This is a genomic window from Odoribacter lunatus (assembly GCF_943193135.1).
GTDB classification, from domain to species: Bacteria; Bacteroidota; Bacteroidia; order Bacteroidales; family Marinifilaceae; genus Culturomica; species Culturomica lunata.
In genome coordinates this window covers 206,478-223,827 of record NZ_CALPCZ010000001.1, presented here as the reverse complement: position 1 = coordinate 223,827, position 17,350 = coordinate 206,478, and the positions used below count along the sequence as shown (strand labels likewise).

Here is a 17,350-nt window from a genome sequence, read left to right as displayed (position 1 = left end):
ATTTTCTATATTTTATTTTTTTCGTACTCTACTAATTCCAAATCCTTTATATTCCCCTGTTCCAAGACAAACCGGACAGCCGTTCTCACTTTATGGAAACCATACCTGCCGGCAGCCCCCGGGTTTATGTGCAGACAATTCAACTTCTTATCATACATCACTTTGGCAATATGCGAATGTCCGCATACGAAAAGCCGAGGTCTCTCTGCCAATAACAATGGTTTTATACGCATATCGTACCGTCCGGGATACCCTCCGATGTGCGTCATCAGCACTTTCACTCCCTCGCTCTCGAAAACCTCCGTCTCCCGGAACATACGCCGCAACACTCCCCCATCAATATTCCCGTACACGGCACGCAAATGAAAACGGGCGGCCAAATCGTCCGCCACCGACACATCGCCAATGTCCCCGCAATGCCATACCTCGTCGCAATCTTTAAAGAACTCCATTAATTTAGGCTCCAGCCACCCATGGGTGTCTGACAACAGACCGATGCGTTTCATAAAGCGTAAAGCATCTTAATCTCTTCCGCCCAACCCTCTTCCTCGGGAGTTTCCAGAATCAATGGCATATCGTCGAAACGGCTGTCATGCATAATCATCCGGAACGCCGTAAGCCCGATCATCCCCTTGCCGATACACTCGTGCCGGTCCACATGCGAGCCAACTCCCTTCTTCGAGTCGTTCAGATGCATACCTTTCAGATATTTAAAACCGATAACCTCGTCAAAATGGTCGAACGTCTCCACAAATCCCGATTCCGTCGAAAGATCATATCCGGCGGCAAACGTATGGCAGGTATCGATACAGACCCCCACGCGGTCTTTATCCTCCACCCGCTCGATGATATAGGCTATCTGCTCAAAAGTATATCCCATATTAGAACCCTGTCCCGCCGTATTCTCAATAACGGCACATACACCCCGCGTCTGCTCCAAAGTCTGGTTAATGGACTCGGCAATCCGCTCTAAACAGGCTTCATCAGAAATCTTCTTCAGACTGCTTCCCGGATGAAAATTCAATAATTCCAGTCCCAACTGCTCGCACCGCTTCATCTCATCCAGAAAAGCCGTCCTGGACTTCTCCAGCCCCTCGGCATCCGGATTACCCAGATTTATCAGATAACTGTCATGAGGCAAAATATGCTTCGGACTGTAACCGTATTCCCGGCAACGTTCTTTAAAAAGCGAAATATTCTTATCCGTATAAGCGGCCGCCGTCCATTGCCGTTGATTCTTCGTAAACAAAGCAAAAGCCTTGGCACCGATAGCCTCCGCATTCACGGGAGCATTTTCCACCCCTCCCGTAACATGAACATGTGCACCTATATATTTCATAGACTCAAGTTCTAAAACCTTCTTCCTATAAACGTATTCAAGTTTGCAAAGGTACAAAAAAAGTTGAAAAGACCGAAAAGTAAAATCCTCAAGCTTAACTGTCCCTCACCGGCTGTTTAAATCTATTTCCCAGTTCTTCCATTCTTTCCAGAAGTCGGGAGAAAGACAGCTTCTCGCCAAAAATCATTGACGAACTCATACTGTTATAATCCGATTCCCAGGCCTCTCTTATATCTGCACGCGGTACAAGCGTAAGACGTTTGCGAACATCCGGAGTATAATCCATACCATTTACGCTCGTAAATATCTCCCTATGATGCCGAATAGATTCCCAAAGTTTATCATCTTTAACAGCTGCAACGGCGAAATCCTTATCCATCATTCTGTACAAGTCATAGAGATGCCTCGATTTTCGTCCGGCTTCGCTCCCATGTCCTTCCACCGAAAACAGTTCATGAAGCAGAAATGCTTTCTCCAGAAAAGTCTTACTCGGAAGTGCTGTGGAAACCCGACTATCTGCCAGCGTTGTCTGAATCGTTGGGAATAATTCCTCCACTATGCTCTTAATATTCGCCTGTTCGTTGGGTTCGATCAGAGACCTTGCCCCTATCTCCAGCATCACCACCGGCGACAGGTACTCAAGCGGTTCCTCCCATACACTTTTGTATTTCACAAACAGCTTTCGAGGTTCGGGATAGGTATTGTCACCTTCGCCATCAGGCTGCACTTCTAATGAACAAAGTGTCCCTAAACCGTATTGTTCCATTGCTGTTTGCAGCTCTTTGCTGAAGTCTTCTTTCACAAATAGGGATGACGCCTTGCGAAGTTGCTTTATTTGTTTCTTGGTCAAGTCACCCTCCAGCCCAAAAAGTGAACGGTCAACAGCCAGATCTATGTCCTCTGAAAACCTTTCTATCAGATGCCACACTTTGCTCAAAGACGTACCTCCTTTGAATATGAGTTTATCAGCAAAAGACAATGTGAACACCAATTGCAATAACGTCGTAACCCACAAATCTTTTTCAACCGCCTGCACCGGCAAAAATGTCTGATTGGCGACTTGACTCAATACCCGGCGTTGATTATCTATCGAAAGCTGAAAATAGTTACTCATACGCCTGTTTTATTATCGTTCTTATCCATGCCGGCATCAATTCGAGATCTGCCAGCACTTTATTCTTATCTTCCTTTAAGATAACCTGTTTTATTTGCCCGGTCATGTCTTCCGTTACATTTTCACGTCCTATCTCTTTTAAAGCGAATGTGACAAGCATGGCAAGATAATTTGTAAAAGATAAATTTTTGGGAGTTGTGTATTTGAACTGTATTGAACGCCCGTTACCCAAATTTACTTTTCGAGGTGCACCGTCTGTCAGATAAACAAAATTCATCGGCACTTGAGTGGAAATACCCAACCTGTTCATGGCGTAAATACCTGTTGGAACAATACGAGCCTTATCCCTGCGAGCTATCGTTTCGGCTATCTGCTCTATCGAAGGCATCAGAACGCCAAGCCCCAATTCTGTGTCTATTTCAGGATAAGTATAAATCCCTCTTGCCAATCTGACAATATCACCTTTGACTGTCAAGCGTTCAAGACCTTTACCTATGGACTTGGTTTCACCATACGATGTAAAATCAGATGGGAAAAATATACTTCCCCTTCCTTTTTCTTTAATCGCCGACAATATATTATCCTCAATACTTGTCATACCACCCTATTTTGTCGCAAAAATATAAATTATTTGCGACAAATCCACATCTTCTGTCCACTTTCCTAAAAAGCAAAATGCAAAAAGGGTTGAAAAAAAGCACTCCTTTCAACCCTTTTAACTCTTCAACTTTTTAATTTGCCGGAGAAATTTTAACCTATCCCACACATTTGACCCAGCGAATTCATCTTTTTAACCTCTTTGATTTTTCATCATGAAATCGTATGTCTTTTCGGCTAATAAATACACCTTTTTTAAAAACCTATCGTTTTCATGTTAAAAACCTATCGTTTTTGAGGCAAAAACGATAGGTTTTCGGTAGCAAAATGATAGGTTTAAAAATAACGGGTTTGGTCATTAAGCCGGATGTGCCTAAATGTGGTTGCTAATATTTTTAATATCAGATACTTATTTATTTTTTGCAGGCGTTCATTGAAAATGAATACTCCGTTTGAAAAAAAGAGGCTCTTTTTAGTACAAAAAGAGCCTCTTTTTGCATCAAAAACATACTCTTTTTGAATAGAAAACATATCCTTTATTTTTTGAAGTAAAAAAATTGATAAAAATAGAACAGTGGAAAAACCATTTTTCCACTGCTCCATTATCCTATTTTTTACTTTTAATTCTGCGGTGTAATCTTGACTTGGCCATCACTCTGTCTCACACCGTTGGACATGGAAGAATTACTGAAGATTCCGGTATTAACGTATCCGGAACCTCCGCCCCCACCTTTGTTCTTTGCAGCACCGTATCCTCCATAGTATCCACCACCTCCACCACCTCCACCGGAACTACTACTTCCGCCATAGCTACCTGTACCTCCGTAACCAAATGCATAACCGGAAGTTTGCGTTCCTGGAGTTATAACGTTTACCTCTGTTTTACTTTCCCCATATCCTCCGCTGGTACCCCCTCCGTGACCACCATAAGCAGCTCCACCATGACCACAACCTCCCCCGCCACCTCCGGCAACCATGATACGGGACTTCAAACTATTAGAATTATTCCAATCCCCTTTTATCAGACGTATATCTGTGGCACCTCCTCCACCTCCTCCGACATTACCAGCAGTTTCATCGTTTCCTCCGGTACCTCCACCGTTCCATCCTCCAGCACCTCCTGTTTTTGTTGAACTACCACTGCCTTGCCCTCCGACATAGACATAATAGGTAGTAATAGCATTTAAATTTGCTGTTCCCTGAGCATATCCACCGTACCCTCCTCGAGCAGATTGTGAGTTTGCGTATCCTGTCGCTCCTTTTGCTCCCCAACACTCCATTTTGTATTTTCCTGCCGCCAGTTTAACACTGTCCATGTGGCCTCGGTAAGGAAATGTTCCATCAATCTCCACTCTCGCAGAAAACTCATCCGAAGGACACGCCGACAGCTTTGTCCTTATGGTGAAATTCACACAGGCCAGTCCACCTGCTATTGTCAACGAATTGGAGGTCTTGCCCGATACGTATGCCCACGACGGTGCGCCATCCAAAGTCCATACGGCAGAACTGTTTGTACCCCAATATTGGGTAAGTGTAACAGAACTTCCCGCATTGAAAGTATAAACCGATTTAGCGAATGGTTTCGGCAGTATGTTAATGCTCACGGTGTTGCTTTCTGCAATACCTACGGCACAGGTAGCCACCCGCTTAAACTGATACGTTACAGTAGTGGTTCCATTATTTACAAAATTAGTGTACTTCAGCGACACACCGCTGGCATCAGAAATAATATCAAATTTCGATTCTCCCGGCTTTTTCACGTACCAGGTGTATTGAAAACGTATATCGGGGAAATCCGGACAAGACGCCTCTTGCGTATTGGTTAGATCCGAGCCGCTCCAACATCCTGTTGTCGGAGCACTTATTTTCCCGCCGTTGATATTGATGCCCGAAAGACCGTATACCCCGCGGAAACCATAACGAGAACCCCTTGAGGTAATGGAGGAAAAAGTAGCCCCTTGAGCTCTTGTTCGGTCGGAAGTCTGCAATAGCTTCTCCTCATCGCGATAGTCTCCACCCCGCAAGCCAAATGCTGCCACAGCGGTCGGCCAATAACTGGTGGAAATATTTGTCGAGCCGTCGGCATTCAATTCTCCGTCTCCGTGGGAATAGGAAAGATTAGTGGCAACAAATCCTTTTCCGGAGCTTGTTGCGACATAACACATTTCACTTACATTTCCCCCCATCTCCATGACGCCCCAGTAAGTGGCGCCGGATTGGGATTGATTGGTGGAGGAGGTAGCGAACATTCCGCACCGTACAGGACCGTCGAGAATGAATCCACTGTTTACGTTGTGGTTTTTATTAACGGATTGTTCCCGTTCATCTCCAGGATAAAGCAAATCGGATTCGTCGGTCAGGGGATTGACACTGCTGTTGCTGTTCCAGGCGTATTCTCCTTCTTCCGGAATTTGGGGATACGGTCGGCGGCATGCCTTCTCGTATTCCAATTCACTCATGGGACGCAGTCCGCTCCAATCGCAATATGCCAACATATCGTAAGGGGAGAGGTAATTACAGGCGACAATCTGCCCGTCATCCTTAGAGAAAAGGTCGTTTGCCGGGTTGAGATTGTTACCGAATACGGCGGGCCCGTCTTCTCCCTTTTGCTCGATAAACACGATACCGTTCCTCCAACTCGGAGAGCCGGTTGCTCCGAAAACATAGTCTCCGCGTTGCATATTGGCAAAATCATTGTTTGCCACGTGCGCTTTCTGTTGTGTTAGCGTCAAGGAATTCAAGAACTCCATATACTGTTCCTGGCTCGTCTCGTATTTCATGATATAGAATCCGGCATACCCTTTGGGAAAGGCGGCGGGCAATGTGACAGAAGTAGATGTTGGATTAACAGTATTCAGAGTCACTGCCGCTTCCGAATCTATAAGGCAGGGAGATTTGCCCGATAGTGCAAAACTGTATGCCGAATAATTGTCACCGAGGTAATAACTGCCGTAGGGAATATAAACCATTTCAACAGCATGGACGGCGACGTATATTTTATCCAGTTTATCACCGAAGTCGGCGGCGGTAAGCGTTTTCTTCGTGTTGGTTTTGAACAGCCATTTAAGCCGAGCCCGGACACTGACATTACCGTCGGAGATTTCATCCCGCATAAGAAATACGCCGGTGACTTTGGCGCTACTGCCCGAGCCTGTTTGACCAAACATGAAGGAGTAGTTGCCGCCTTCATTTCCGCTTTGGGGCATAGCTTCGTGTCCTGCACGGGCAAGGTAGCCGTGATGCCAGGGTTCGGTGATGCCCCGCTTTTTGTACTTAAGGAACACCCACGCAGCGTCCCAATTGAAATCATCCCGCCAGGAATTGTCCCACGAGAGATTCAGTTCTACAAAGGCCGTGTCGCCGACAATATTGACAACACGGGGTTTACCCGTTATACGGATGTTGTTTCCGTGAACGGGCGGAGAAAACAAACCGGAAAAAATCATTACAACAAGAAAGAGCGACAAAATAAACACATGTCGCCTTCCGGCACACTTGATTAATTTTTTCATATCAAGAAATACTTATCACCTTGAAAGCTCCCGGAAAGGTGGGTTTATAACAAAAAGAAAGCGTGGGAACTTTAGTTTATCTGAAGAAAGGTACGACCAAGCACCCATATCGAAATAAACAGTTACCCACGCTTAACCTGTATATAGCACGAATGTATATACGGCAAGCATGAACGTTTATACTGCTTATCCTTCGATATTAAAAATTGGTCGTTTTTTCTTCAAGGATAAAGCTAAACGCTTCAAAATAATATTTCAATTACGGCAGTTCTCCCTGCCACAACATCGCAAACTTACGCAAAATCTCTGGAATAAACGAAAAAATACCCCTTAAAAGGGCGAAAGTCCTCACAAATTATAATAAAAAAGTCTTATGAAAAAACCAGCTTCTTTAGCCCGAAGGAGAAAATCGATTTTGTCTGTTGCAGAAAATACTGTTTCAAAAACAATACGTTGTTATCACAGGAAATTCGGCTTTGGTTTAAGATTGGCAGACCTTTTCAAACAGGTTGCCTGCATATTTCCACTATATAACAATTCTATATCAATTCTATAAAGATAGCATAGAAACTTATAAAAATCCAAATAAAATCCTTATAAAGTGCTTCTCAAAGCACTTTATAAGCACTTTGTAAGCGCTTTATAAGCACTTTATAGAATTGGAATAGAGGTGTTGAACCTGTGAAAAATAGTTGTTTTCTATAAGTTTCCCACAATTAACCACAAAGAAATACCTGCGTTATTAGCAACGAGGCAAGTAAACTTGCTTTTGCTCTCGCTTATTCGTATCTTTGCAGGCATTTCAAACAGAATATAAGATACATGGGATTTAAAGAAGAAATTCAGCGAAGAAGAACATTCGGTATCATCAGCCATCCGGATGCGGGTAAAACGACTTTGACGGAGAAGCTCCTGCTGTTCGGAGGAGCGATACACGTCGCCGGGGCTGTAAAATCCAACAAGATAAAGAAGACTGCGACGTCCGATTTTATGGAAATCGAGCGGCAGCGCGGTATTTCTGTGGCGACGTCGGTCATGGGGTTCGAGTACAACGATGTCAAAATCAATATTCTGGATACTCCCGGTCACCAGGATTTCGCGGAGGATACGTTCCGGACGCTGACGGCTTGCGACAGTGTCATTATCGTCATCGACGCCGCCAAAGGTGTGGAGACCCAGACCCGAAAGCTCATGCAGGTGTGCCGGATGCGCAAAACGCCGGTCATTGTCTTTATCAACAAGCTGGATCGCCCGTCGCAGGACCCGTTCGATTTGCTGGACGAGATAGAGAAAGAGCTGCAAATCAGCGTGAATCCGCTGAGCTGGCCTATCGGCAACGGTGACACGTTCAAAGGGGTGTACAATATTTACCACAAGGGGCTTTACCTGTTTAATTCCGGCGGTCAGACGTTGCCGGAAGGGATAGAAATCAAGGACCTGGATTCTCCCGAATTCGTCAAATACATCGGGGAGCGGGATGCCGCCACCCTTCATGCCAATCTGGAACTCATTACGGGCGTATACCCTGCCTTAAACCGCCAGGAGTATCTGAATGCCGAAGTGGCTCCCGTTTTCTTCGGTTCGGCTTTGAACAATTTCGGTATCAAGGAATTGCTGGACTGTTTCATCGAGCTGGCGCCCTCTCCGCTTCCCCGCGAAACGGAAGAAAGAACCGTGCATGCCGAAGAGGAAAAGTTTACGGGCTTCGTGTTTAAAATCCATGCCAATATGGATCCCAACCACCGGGACCGCATCGCTTTCGTGAAAATATGTTCGGGGATATTCCGGCGAAATACGAATTATCTGCACGTGCGCAACGGCAAGATGCTCAAGTTTTCGACGCCGACGGCTTTCATGGCTTCAAAGAAGTCCGTGATTGACGAGGCTTATCCGGGTGATATTATCGGTCTTCACGATACCGGAACTTTTAAAATCGGCGATACCCTCACCGAAGGTGAAAAACTCCATTTCAAAGGTATTCCGAGTTTTTCGCCCGAACTGTTCAAATATATCGAGAATGCGGACCCGATGAAGTCCAAGCAATTGGCGAAGGGTATCGACCAACTGATGGACGAAGGCGTGGCGCAGCTTTTTACGAACCAGTTCAACGGCCGCAAGATCATCGGCACGGTAGGTGCCCTGCAATTCGAGGTAATCGAATACCGCCTGCTCCACGAGTACGGCGCTTCCTGTCGCTGGGAGTCGGTAAATCTTTACAAGGCCTGTTGGATTGAGGCGCTGGACGCCGCCGAATTGGCGGATTTCAAGAAGCACAAAGCCCAGTATATGGCCCAGGACAAGCAAGGAAGGGACGTTTTTCTGGCTGATTCCCAATATATGCTGCAAATGGCACAGGAAAACTATAAGAAACTGATTTTCCATTTTACGTCGGAATTTTAAATACCACCACATGTTGCAACCAGGATTAAGTTATTCACAATCTATTACCGTAGAACTAAAAGATACAGCCGCCGTATATGGTTCCGGAAAGTTAAACGTATTCGCCACCCCCGCCATGATTGCCCTGATGGAGAATACAGCGATGAAATGTATCGAGAATGAGTTGGAAAGCGGAAAAGACAGTGTCGGCATTGAAATTAACGCCAAGCATATCAAAGCTACTGCTGTCGGAAAGAACGTGCATTGCAGGGCAACTGTCACAGAAGTGGACGGCAGACGAATCCGTTTTGAGCTGGAAGCACATGATGAATCCGGCGTAATCGGTACAGCCACCCACGACCGTTTTATCATCGACCCCGTAAAATTTATGAGTAAACTTTAACAATGAAATTTAAACTGACTTCGGAATTCTGCCCGACAGGCGACCAGCCGGAAGCTATTCGGCAATTGAAAGAAGGAATATTAAATAATATTTCTTCTCAAGTATTATTGGGAGTAACCGGGTCAGGAAAAACATTCACCATCGCCAATGTAATCAATGAAATCAACCGCCCTACATTGGTCTTAAGCCATAACAAGACATTAGCCGCCCAGCTATACGGGGAGTTCAAATCTTTTTTCCCGGAAAATGCGGTGGAGTATTTCGTTTCGTATTACGATTATTACCAACCGGAAGCCTATTTACCTACGACAGACACCTATATCGAAAAAGATTTGGCTATCAACGACGAAATTGACAAGCTGCGCTTACGCACAACCGCCTCCCTTTTATCCGGACGCCGGGACATCGTCGTCGTGTCTTCCGTTTCCTGTCTGTATGGTATGGCCGATCCGCGGGCTTTTGGCTCAAACATCATTCACTTAAAAAAAGGGATGAGAATCAACCGGAATCAATTGCTCCGCAATTTGGTAGACGCTTTGTATGCCAATAACGAGCTTGAATTTAAACGGGGCTGCTTCCGGGCCAAAGGGGAAACGGTGGATATATTCCCCGCTATTGAAACTTATGACGGTGTCGCCTATCGCATTGAATTTTGGGATGATGAAATCGACAGAATCAGTTCGTTTGAGCCCCAAAGCGGCAAAAGCATTGAACCCTTTGAAGAATTGGATATTTATCCCGCCAATCTGTTTGTCACGGATAAAGCGACAATAACACAAGCCATTATAGATATTGAACAGGACCGGGAACTTCAGGTGGCCTATCTGAAGGAAATCGGCAAGCATCTTGAAGCCAAACGTCTGGATGAACGCGTGCGCTATGACGTAGAGATGATACGGGAGTTGGGGTATTGTCCAGGTATTGAGAATTATTCCCGTTATTTTGACGGACGCAAAGCCGGCATACGCCCATTCTGCTTGCTGGATTATTTCCCGAAGGATTTTTTAATGGTCATCGACGAATCGCATGTAACGGTTCCCCAAATCCGTGCGATGTACGGAGGAGACCATGCCCGGAAGCAGACATTGGTAGAATACGGTTTCCGTCTTCCGGCAGCATTCGACAACCGCCCTCTGACATTCGACGAGTTTGAAAGCCTGACACCGCAAACTGTTTATATCAGTGCCACCCCCGCCGATTATGAGCTGGGAAAAAGCAACGGGGTTGTTGTTGAACAGATTATTCGCCCGACCGGTATTCCCGATCCCATTATCGAAGTTGTTCCTTCCCTGAATCAGATTGACCATTTAATAAATGAGATTCAGAAACGTATTGAATTACAAGAAAGAACGTTAGTAACCACCCTAACGAAGAAAATGGCGGAAGAGTTAAGCAAGTATCTGGACCGCATGGGTATAAAATGCCAATATATCCATTCGGATGTAGATACGCTTGAACGAGTTAAAATCTTGGAAAATCTTAGAAAAGGAATTATTGATGTGTTGGTTGGAGTAAATCTGCTCCGTGAGGGACTGGATTTGCCGGAAGTATCCCTTGTTGCCATATTAGACGCCGACAAGGAGGGTTTTCTCCGTTCTACCCGTTCACTGGTTCAGACCGCCGGACGTGCTGCCCGGAATGTGGAAGGCAAGGTAATTATGTATGCCGACCATATTACCCGATCTATGCAGGAAACGATAGACGAGACCAACTACCGCCGGGAAAAGCAGTTGAAATACAATGCCAAGCATCATATTATTCCCAAACAAATCCATAAGTCCACGGATTCGGCTCTAACCAAGCAAACACACGCTTACATAGAAGAAGAACACTATGACAATATGGTTGCCGACCCTGTAACCGCTTATATGAGCCGGGAGGAAATAGAGAAAATGATTCAGAAAACAAGAAGCGCTATGCAAAAGGCTGCAAAAGAACAGGATTTTCTGGAAGCCGCCCGTCTTCGGGATGAGATGTTTAAACTTGAAGAAAGAATCAAACCGCAATAATCAAATCGGGAAAACGAGAAATACTGCAACATCCCACAAGGCATGTGAAATAATGAGTGCTCCCAAATGATTTGGAAATAGACGATAGCAAAGTCCCCACACTCCTCCTGCCACCAATGCCGCCATTACCAGCATAAAGTTGCATGAGGCCACATGCACGGAAGCATATAAAAAAGTAGCCACGATAAATCCCACGTTAGGATTCCAAAACGCCGACAATGTACGCTGTATGTATCCTCGCCAGAAAATCTCCTCGGCAGGACCTATCAACAGAAGCAATAATACCGCCAACAACCAGGAAGATTCTCCGGCTTTCATTCCGTAAATTGAATCCACTTGAGAAGAAGCAAAATCAAATATCCGTGAAGCTATCCAATTGCCCGTCCAAAATATCCCCCACAACACAGCTGCAATAACAACACCCCACCCTATTTCCGATATTTTCCATTTTAAAGAACGCCACCACGTCGGATTTACCCACGTTGTATAGAGTGCCAACAATACGGCGGAAAATGCCATCATCCACCAAAAATTAATATAGCATGCCGTCCACGGAGAAAACATGATTGTCCACAAAACCGCCGCTACGATAAGAGCAAAAATCAATTTTTTCATGCCAACCAGATTGATACAAGTAACGCCAGAGAAAGTACACTACTGAATGCCAATTGCAATTGAGCTGTTTTTTCATCCAAATGCGCAATATTCCCCACCTCTTCCCGCGCAGAGGATAACATCAATCTAACATTTCCCCAGGCAAGCGGGAAAACAACCATGACTAACAGGGTCCACCATGAAAAATACCCCATGACAATCCCTATCCCTATCCATACAAATGAAAAAAGAATTTCTACCGCATACACTCTCCGGGCCACCGAATATCCCGTACAGATTGCAAATGTTTTAATTCCAGCCTGTACATCTGTCACGACATCCCGGGTATTGTTCGCATGCAATATCGCTACCGTAATCAAACCGATAGGTACTGCAACCCAATATACCTGCATATCTATAAATCCAAGAATTACATACGAAGTTCCCCAAGACGGCAACAAGGCATAAGCCATAAAGATAATCACATCTCCCAATGCCCGGTATTTAAAAAAAGGATATAACAGTGTACAAAAAATTCCCCCCAAACCAATCCATAATAGCGGAAGGCCTGTACGAATCAACAATCCCACACCCAACAATACTGCTACTCCCAGCAGCCCCAATCCCAAAGAAAAAATCTCGCCGGGAGAAAATTTACCGGACGTCAATGTCGTTGCACCGAAAGTATCCACCGTATCCACACCCTTGCGATAATCAAAATAATCACTCCACACATTCCCCGCTGCATGAAACAGGACGATATTTACCAATGCCCATATTCCATTCTCCCAATTTACACCGGCATGCAGCCCATACAAATAAACCCACGTTACAATAACCGGCATCGCCGATGCTGGGAAGGACCACGGCCGTGTTGCCAATATCCACTCTTTCAAAGGATGTTTCTTCATATACTCTTATTGATTTCATTTAAAATTCCGGACAAAAGTAATATTTTAGCCTTTACATCGAAGATTCCACAAAAAATAAAAAACCGTCCGGCACTCCGAACAGTCTTTCAATTGTTTCAAAAAAAATTGGGAGGCATTCCCGTGAGCTCTTTAAATCGGAATAACGAGGGACGATGAAAAGATGTTGTATGTATGTGTGCGTGCGTCTGTGTGGTGTGTATGTGCGTGGTGTAATAGTGTCCCGAAGTCCGCATTCCAATATTTAAAGAACTTTCCGAAAATCAGCTTGTTTTCAAAAGCTATCCCCTCCCTGTGGTGTGTGCTAAATAATCTAATCTAAATAACAGCTAAATAAAATCATAACTTTCAATCATCATTTACACCTACTTTAACGGAGAAAAAACAGAGAGGGTTACAAAAATCCGAATTATTTTTCAAAAATATTTCATTTTATCCATAAACACGTGATAATCACTTATATATAGACAACAAAAAAAAAGCCCCTCGAAAGGGGCTTCATATAAGGTCAAACTAAATTATTTCTTCAAAAATGCTTTAACCTCATCCGTGGTTACCATTTGCTCTTTGAAAGTATAAGCACCTGTTTTCGGTGACTTTACCATTTTAATCACTTTGGCGTATCCACGACCGTCACCGGTCTTCAATGTTGCAACTACCTTCTTTGCCATAGTCTGAATTATTTAATTTCTCTGTGTAAAGTAACTTTCTTCAATATAGGATTGTATTTACGCAATTCCAATCTTTCGGGAGTATTCTTTCTGTTTTTGGTAGTAATATACCGTGAAGTTCCCGGCATTCCGGATTCTTTATGTTCTGTACACTCAAGAATCACCTGTACTCTGTTTCCTTTGCTTTTCTTTGCCATCTTCAGTGATTTTAAACATTCTTAATCAATCCGGCTTCAGTAGCTTCTTTCAAACATGCATTCAAGCCTTTTTTATTAATTAGACGAAGCCCGGCAGCCGATACATTCAAACGAATCCATCTGTCTTCTTCAGGCCAATAAAAATTTCTTTTAAACAAGTTGATGGAGAAAGATCTTTTCACTCTTCTTTTAGAGTGAGATACATGATTTCCGACCATCGCCTTTTTTCCGGTTATTTGACAAATTCTTGACATCTCTCAATAATTTTTTATATACGCTTTCCAAACAGGATGCAAATTAAGCGCTTTTTATTCACAATATCAAATATTCTACGAAAAAAATGAAAAAAATATATACTTTTGAAGCTCTTAATCTACTATTTATATGAAAAAAATCACTTATTTAATTTGTTTAGCAAGCCTTATGATCCAAGCCTGCCAGAGCGTAACCAATCAAACCAATCCTTTTTTGAAGGAATTTGACACGCCACACGGTGTACCGCCTTTCCATCTAATCCAAAACAGCCATTACCTTCCCGCTTTTAAAGAAGGTATCCGCCAACAGCAACAGGAGATAAAAGCCATTACCGACAATACGGAAGCCCCCACTTTTGCCAATACAGTGGAAGCCCTCGAAAAATCCGGCCAGTTATTAAATAAAGTAGCGGCTGTCTTTTTTAACCTGCAGGCAGCACACACCAATGATTCCATGCAGGCAATCGCGGAAGAAGTGGCACCTTTATTATCGGAGCATACCGACGGTATCAATCTTAACGAAAAATTATTTGAACGAATCAAAACCGTATACGAAAATAAAGACAAAGAAAATCTAAGCACCGAACAACTATTGGTTTTGGAAAAATACTATAAAGATTTTGTGCGGGGCGGTGCCAATCTTTCCGAAAAAGAAAAGGAACGTCTGAAACAAATCAACGGAGAACTCTCTATTCTTGCCTTGAAATTCGGAAATAATCTTTTAAAAGAGACCAATAATTACCAATTGGTTATTGAAAATGAACAAGACCTGTCCGGTCTTCCGGAAGGTGTAATCTCTACTGCGGCCGAAACCGCCAAGGAGGCAGGCATGGAAGGGAAATGGGTATTTACACTCCACAATCCCAGTATCATGCCGTTTCTTCAATATGCGGACAACCGGGCTTTGCGTGAAGAAATATACAAAGCTTACACAACCAGAGGCAACCACAATAATGAATATGACAACAAAGTGATTATCAGCCAACTGGTTGCATTAAGACTTGAAAAAGCCCAATTACTCGGATTTCCCGACTATGCCAGTTATGTTCTGGAACAAAACATGGCAAAAAATCCCGCCAATGTGTACGAGTTATGCAACAAGATTTGGGAAGCAGCCCTTCCCGTTGCTAAAAAAGAAGCCCAGAAATTGCAGTCCATGATTACCCGCACGGGAGGAAAATTCAAATTACAGCCATGGGATTGGCGCTATTATGCCGAAAAAGTAAAACAAGCCGAATACGGTTTGGATGAAAACGAATTGCGTCAATACTTCCCCTTGGATAAAGTAAGAGAAGGTGCCTTTTATACCGCCAACAAACTATACGGCATTACTTTCTCGCAACGTACGGATTTGCCCTTACCCCACCCCGATGCTATCGCCTACGAAGTGAAAGGTGCGGACGGAAAACACATCGGTATTTTTTATGCGGACTACTTCCCCCGTCCCAGCAAAGGCCAGGGAGCCTGGATGGATGCTTTCCGCTCTGAATCGGGATTACTGGGTATGACTCCGGTTATCACCAATGTATGTAATTTCACCAAACCTACCGGAGAAACACCCTCCCTGCTGACATTCGAGGAAGCGCAAACCCTCTTCCATGAATTCGGACATGCCCTGCACGGTCTGCTTTCACAAGTCGATTACCCGAGCGTAGCCGGAACAAATGTCGTACATGATTTCGTGGAACTCCCCTCACAGATAATGGAAAACTGGGCTGCTGACCCGGAGGTTTTGAAAGTATATGCACGCCATTATAAAACAGGGGAACCCATTCCGCAACACCTTATCGACAAACTGCAAAAAAGCAGCCATTTCAACCAGGGATTTGCAACTACGGAATTTATGGCTGCCGCTTTATTAGACATGGCTTATCACACCGTTTCCACCACAGACCCCATTGATGTGGAGAAATTTGAAAAACAAACCCTCGATAAATTAGGATTGATACCGGAAATAACCGTACGTTACCGCAGTACTTATTTCTCCCATATCTTTGACGGAGGTTATTCGGCAGGCTATTACGCTTATACATGGGCGGAAGTTCTGGATGCCGACGCTTTTGAAGCATTTAAAGAAACAGGCGATGTATTCAATCCGGAAAAGGCGGAAGGCTTTCATCGCATCCTTGCCAAAGGAGGCAGCGAAGAGGCCATGAAACTGTATACCGCGTTCAGGGGAAAAGAACCCTCCATAGAACCTTTACTTAAACGCCGGGGATTGAAATAACAGCTACAATAATTATAAATAAAGGATGGAATTAATTTTCCATCCTTTATTATTAAACAATCATCCGGCAACAATATTCGTTACCCGGCTTACCGTCACCAACGTACCGTATTCATCCCGGATTTCCACTTTCACCACATGCGTCCGCCTTCCCTTGTGGATAAACTCCGCACAGGCGGTGACATACTTCCCTTCCGCCCTTCTGACATGATTTCCGTTTATCTCGATACCGTAAACCTTAAACTGCAATTCCGGCTCTACCGACAGCAAACTCAAAGCTCCGCTTGCCGTTTCCGCCAACGCCATATTCGCGCCTCCGTTTAACGCACCGTCCGGCCTGCATGTACGATGGTCTATCGGCATAGTCATGATCAGGCACCCTTCCTTAAAATCCGTAAACTTCATTCCCAACCATTCGACCAACGTACCTTTGCACAATTCATTCATTTTATTTAGCACATCTTCCATCGCATTCCTTTTTTATCTAATCGTCATAATCCGCTTTTCGTTTCGGGTTCATGGGAAACCACCCCTTCTTCACCCGCCCCTTCTGTTCAAAAATCTCCAATATCGTCCAGAAAGAAGAAAAAGCAAATACCCCCCATAAAGAAGAAAACAGTACATCGCGCACCCATAGCGCCGCTACCACTCCCAAGATTCCCAACACCAGAAACACCCACCAGCAACGGGTACCGAAATAATATTCACACTTAATAACTACCGGATGAAAAAAGCCAATAATCAAAAATGTACAAATACCTATCACCAACCCGGTAAGATTATATTCCGCTATAAACTCCATATTCACTTACTTTAATAAATAATCCGTTACTCTCTTACACAAAAATACAACAAAATCCGGAAAATAACTTTCCGCCTTTTGACAAAAAAAACGACAAATAATTTTGCACAAATAAAAAAAACAGTCTATATTTGCAGCGTCAAAAGGGGATATTCCCATTTGAATATATTGCGGGGTGGAGCAGTGGTAGCTCGTTGGGCTCATAACCCAAAGGTCGTCGGTTCGAATCTGGCCCCCGCTACAAGGAGCGAAATTCATGAAAATGGATTTCGTTTTTTTATTGTCAATATTGAACCAGACAATCAAACGGTGTATTTGCTTTC

17 protein-coding genes and 1 tRNA gene are annotated in these 17,350 nt (G+C 44.1%); 5 read left to right on the top strand and 13 right to left on the bottom strand.

Features of this window, described 5'->3' with window-relative positions; genetic code table 11:
• Nucleotides 1-5: 5 nt before the first annotated feature.
• From NFR61_RS01025 to NFR61_RS01000, 6 genes are all read right to left on the bottom strand, one after another.
• On the bottom strand, nt 6-506 hold the full coding sequence (locus NFR61_RS01025) for a metallophosphoesterase family protein (RefSeq protein WP_251619881.1): 501 nt from the start codon (nt 504-506) through the stop codon (nt 6-8).
• Entirely contained in the window at nt 503-1,339 is an 837-nt protein-coding gene (gene nfo, locus NFR61_RS01020) for a deoxyribonuclease IV (RefSeq protein WP_251619880.1), read from the bottom strand. Before nfo ends, NFR61_RS01025 begins: the two co-directional genes overlap by 4 nt.
• Before the next feature lie 94 nt (nt 1,340-1,433).
• Entirely contained in the window at nt 1,434-2,453 is a 1,020-nt protein-coding gene (locus NFR61_RS01015; protein ID WP_251619879.1) for a nucleotidyl transferase AbiEii/AbiGii toxin family protein, read from the bottom strand.
• Nucleotides 2,446-3,051: a DUF6088 family protein gene (locus tag NFR61_RS01010; RefSeq protein WP_251619878.1), complete on the bottom strand. Its 606-nt coding sequence runs from the start codon at nt 3,049-3,051 to the stop codon at nt 2,446-2,448. Before NFR61_RS01010 ends, NFR61_RS01015 begins: the two co-directional genes overlap by 8 nt.
• A gap of 335 nt (nt 3,052-3,386) precedes the next feature.
• Nucleotides 3,387-3,653 (bottom strand): hypothetical protein, encoded by a 267-nt coding sequence (locus tag NFR61_RS01005; protein ID WP_251619877.1) that lies wholly within the window; start codon nt 3,651-3,653, stop codon nt 3,387-3,389.
• 17 nt (nt 3,654-3,670) lie between these two features.
• Entirely contained in the window at nt 3,671-6,562 is a 2,892-nt protein-coding gene (locus tag NFR61_RS01000; RefSeq protein WP_251619876.1) for a glycine-rich protein, read from the bottom strand.
• A gap of 822 nt (nt 6,563-7,384) precedes the next feature.
• Between NFR61_RS01000 and NFR61_RS00995 the strand changes: the two genes are divergently transcribed.
• From NFR61_RS00995 to uvrB, 3 genes are read left to right on the top strand one after another with little or no spacing between them, the layout of a single operon-like run.
• Entirely contained in the window at nt 7,385-8,962 is a 1,578-nt protein-coding gene (locus NFR61_RS00995; RefSeq protein WP_251619875.1) for a peptide chain release factor 3, read from the top strand.
• Between the two features lie 10 nt (nt 8,963-8,972).
• Complete coding sequence (locus NFR61_RS00990; protein WP_251619874.1) at nt 8,973-9,344, top strand: thioesterase family protein; 372 nt, start codon at nt 8,973-8,975, stop codon at nt 9,342-9,344.
• A gap of 2 nt (nt 9,345-9,346) precedes the next feature.
• Nucleotides 9,347-11,353, top strand: coding sequence for an excinuclease ABC subunit UvrB (gene uvrB / locus NFR61_RS00985; protein ID WP_251619873.1), 2,007 nt, complete (start codon nt 9,347-9,349; stop codon nt 11,351-11,353).
• Here the strand turns inward: uvrB and NFR61_RS00980 are convergent, their stop codons facing one another.
• From NFR61_RS00980 to rpmB, 5 genes are all read right to left on the bottom strand, one after another.
• Nucleotides 11,354-11,968 carry a CPBP family intramembrane glutamic endopeptidase gene (locus NFR61_RS00980; protein WP_251619872.1) on the bottom strand — a complete coding sequence of 205 codons (615 nt, stop codon included), beginning with the start codon at nt 11,966-11,968 and terminating at the stop codon, nt 11,354-11,356.
• The gene (locus NFR61_RS00975; protein ID WP_251619871.1) at nt 11,965-12,858 is read right to left on the bottom strand and encodes a prenyltransferase; all 894 of its coding nucleotides are present in this window, start codon (nt 12,856-12,858) and stop codon (nt 11,965-11,967) included. The genes NFR61_RS00980 and NFR61_RS00975 overlap by 4 nt, the downstream gene beginning before the upstream one ends.
• 536 nt (nt 12,859-13,394) lie before the next feature.
• Nucleotides 13,395-13,547, bottom strand: a complete 153-nt coding sequence (locus NFR61_RS00970) for a DUF4295 domain-containing protein (RefSeq protein ID WP_251619870.1) — start codon at nt 13,545-13,547, stop codon at nt 13,395-13,397.
• Between the two features lie 8 nt (nt 13,548-13,555).
• Nucleotides 13,556-13,744, bottom strand: a complete 189-nt coding sequence (gene rpmG / locus NFR61_RS00965) for a 50S ribosomal protein L33 (protein ID WP_251619869.1) — start codon at nt 13,742-13,744, stop codon at nt 13,556-13,558.
• 11 nt (nt 13,745-13,755) lie between these two features.
• Nucleotides 13,756-13,998: a 50S ribosomal protein L28 gene (gene rpmB, locus NFR61_RS00960; RefSeq protein WP_251619868.1), complete on the bottom strand. Its 243-nt coding sequence runs from the start codon at nt 13,996-13,998 to the stop codon at nt 13,756-13,758.
• A gap of 130 nt (nt 13,999-14,128) precedes the next feature.
• On the opposite strand from rpmB, the gene NFR61_RS00955 reads away from it, so the two are divergent.
• The gene (locus tag NFR61_RS00955; RefSeq protein WP_251619867.1) at nt 14,129-16,225 is read left to right on the top strand and encodes a M3 family metallopeptidase; all 2,097 of its coding nucleotides are present in this window, start codon (nt 14,129-14,131) and stop codon (nt 16,223-16,225) included.
• 60 nt (nt 16,226-16,285) lie between these two features.
• On the opposite strand, the gene NFR61_RS00950 is transcribed toward NFR61_RS00955, so the two are convergent.
• Nucleotides 16,286-16,693: a PaaI family thioesterase gene (locus NFR61_RS00950; protein WP_251619866.1), complete on the bottom strand. Its 408-nt coding sequence runs from the start codon at nt 16,691-16,693 to the stop codon at nt 16,286-16,288.
• Between the two features lie 16 nt (nt 16,694-16,709).
• Complete coding sequence (locus tag NFR61_RS00945) at nt 16,710-17,027, bottom strand: DUF4491 family protein (protein WP_251619865.1); 318 nt, start codon at nt 17,025-17,027, stop codon at nt 16,710-16,712.
• Between the two features lie 169 nt (nt 17,028-17,196).
• Here NFR61_RS00945 and NFR61_RS00940 point away from each other — a divergent pair.
• Nucleotides 17,197-17,268: transfer RNA gene (locus NFR61_RS00940), tRNA-Met, on the top strand.
• The last annotated feature ends 82 nt before the right edge of the window (nt 17,269-17,350 follow it).

Excerpts from the sequence above, each read along its gene's own strand:
- NFR61_RS00975 (WP_251619871.1), bottom strand. The coding sequence starts at position 12,858 with ATGAAGAAACATCCTTTGAAAGAGTGGATATTGGCAACACGGCCGTGG.
- NFR61_RS01015 (WP_251619879.1), bottom strand. The coding sequence starts at position 2,453 with ATGAGTAACTATTTTCAGCTTTCGATAGATAATCAACGCCGGGTATTG.
- NFR61_RS01025 (WP_251619881.1), bottom strand. The coding sequence starts at position 506 with ATGAAACGCATCGGTCTGTTGTCAGACACCCATGGGTGGCTGGAGCCT.
- NFR61_RS00945 (WP_251619865.1), bottom strand. The coding sequence starts at position 17,027 with ATGGAGTTTATAGCGGAATATAATCTTACCGGGTTGGTGATAGGTATT.
- NFR61_RS00970 (WP_251619870.1), bottom strand. The coding sequence starts at position 13,547 with ATGGCAAAGAAGGTAGTTGCAACATTGAAGACCGGTGACGGTCGTGGA.
- NFR61_RS00950 (WP_251619866.1), bottom strand. The coding sequence starts at position 16,693 with ATGGAAGATGTGCTAAATAAAATGAATGAATTGTGCAAAGGTACGTTG.
- rpmG (WP_251619869.1), bottom strand. The coding sequence starts at position 13,744 with ATGGCAAAGAAAAGCAAAGGAAACAGAGTACAGGTGATTCTTGAGTGT.
- NFR61_RS00990 (WP_251619874.1), top strand. The coding sequence starts at position 8,973 with ATGTTGCAACCAGGATTAAGTTATTCACAATCTATTACCGTAGAACTA.
- NFR61_RS00995 (WP_251619875.1), top strand. The coding sequence starts at position 7,385 with ATGGGATTTAAAGAAGAAATTCAGCGAAGAAGAACATTCGGTATCATC.
- NFR61_RS01005 (WP_251619877.1), bottom strand. The coding sequence starts at position 3,653 with ATGGAGCAGTGGAAAAATGGTTTTTCCACTGTTCTATTTTTATCAATT.
- nfo (WP_251619880.1), bottom strand. The coding sequence starts at position 1,339 with ATGAAATATATAGGTGCACATGTTCATGTTACGGGAGGGGTGGAAAAT.
- NFR61_RS00955 (WP_251619867.1), top strand. The coding sequence starts at position 14,129 with ATGAAAAAAATCACTTATTTAATTTGTTTAGCAAGCCTTATGATCCAA.
- NFR61_RS01010 (WP_251619878.1), bottom strand. The coding sequence starts at position 3,051 with ATGACAAGTATTGAGGATAATATATTGTCGGCGATTAAAGAAAAAGGA.
- NFR61_RS01000 (WP_251619876.1), bottom strand. The coding sequence starts at position 6,562 with ATGAAAAAATTAATCAAGTGTGCCGGAAGGCGACATGTGTTTATTTTG.
- rpmB (WP_251619868.1), bottom strand. The coding sequence starts at position 13,998 with ATGTCAAGAATTTGTCAAATAACCGGAAAAAAGGCGATGGTCGGAAAT.
- NFR61_RS00980 (WP_251619872.1), bottom strand. The coding sequence starts at position 11,968 with ATGAAAAAATTGATTTTTGCTCTTATCGTAGCGGCGGTTTTGTGGACA.
- uvrB (WP_251619873.1), top strand. The coding sequence starts at position 9,347 with ATGAAATTTAAACTGACTTCGGAATTCTGCCCGACAGGCGACCAGCCG.